The organism is Actinoplanes awajinensis subsp. mycoplanecinus, assembly GCF_001509495.1.
In the GTDB taxonomy this organism is placed as follows: Bacteria; Actinomycetota; Actinomycetes; order Mycobacteriales; family Micromonosporaceae; genus Actinoplanes; species Actinoplanes palleronii.
The window spans coordinates 1-983 of record NZ_LLZH01000125.1; the positions used below are offsets into that span (position 1 = coordinate 1).

Sequence of the window (983 nt, forward strand, 5' to 3'; positions counted from 1 at the left end):
TCGGCGTCTCACTGACCACCATCAACATCGCCGTCCGGCACACCCGCAACATCCTCACAAAAACCCGGCAAACCATCACACCCGCCGATATCCGCCTCAAAACTCTCACCGAACTAACCGCATACATCCAAAAAGCCGGACTCGAGATCAAACCAGCGAGTTGATTCCTGACAGGCCCTAAGGGCAGAGAGGGCCAGCCGGTTGGCTGGACCGCGACCTACCGCCACCCCGCCTGGCGAGCTGTACTGCCCCAGCCATCAGCGATCCGCCGCCAGCCCGCCAACCAGTCAGTCCGCGCCGCGCGCCGCCCCGCTCTCCGCTCCGCCCCGCGCCTGGCGCCTGCCGGCGCCTGTCTGGGTCCGGGTCCGTCCGCACGGCTGTTGGTGCCTGCTGCCGAAGAGCGGCTCCAGGTTTGGGCTGGTCCTCAGGGGTGTCTCCGCGACGCGGAGACACCCCTGAGAGCCAGCCGGAACGCCTGACTTCAGGAGTCGGTGGGTTGGGGCTTGTGGCGCCAGATCCACCACAGGCCGATGAACGGGAGGACCAGGGGGACGTAGCCGTAGCCGCTGCCGAAGCGGGACCAGACCGTGGCGTCCGGGAAGGCGACCCGGTCGGCGATGCTCAGGGTGCCGACGACCAGCACGCCGATCAGCTCGATGGTGCAGCTGACCAGGGCGATCAGTCGGCCGCGGACCCCGCCGACCGCCAGGCCGACGGTGGCCGCGATGTAGACCAGGCCGGCCAGCCCGGAGAGCAGGTAGGCCAGTGGGGCCTCGCCGAAGTGCGTGGTGATCTGGACCAGGGCGCGGGCGCTGGCCGAGAGCGCGAACGTGCCGTAGACCAGCAGCAACACCCGCCCCAGCCCGGTGCCGAGCGCGGCATCCCGCGGCCGAGTCTTCGCCGGGGAAGAGGGAGCCGCGGAAGAGGGCGCCGGGGAAGAGGGAGCCGCAGGAGAGGGCGCGGCGGGGGAGGGCGCGGCGGGA

At 70.3% G+C, this 983-nt stretch carries 1 protein-coding gene; it reads right to left on the reverse strand.

Annotated features, from left to right (window positions below; genetic code table 11):
• Nucleotides 1–481: 481 nt before the first annotated feature.
• A complete protein-coding gene (locus ADL15_RS16995) occupies nt 482–862 on the reverse strand; it encodes a hypothetical protein (protein ID WP_067691441.1) in 381 nt (126 codons plus the stop codon).
• Nucleotides 863–983: the final 121 nt, after the last annotated feature.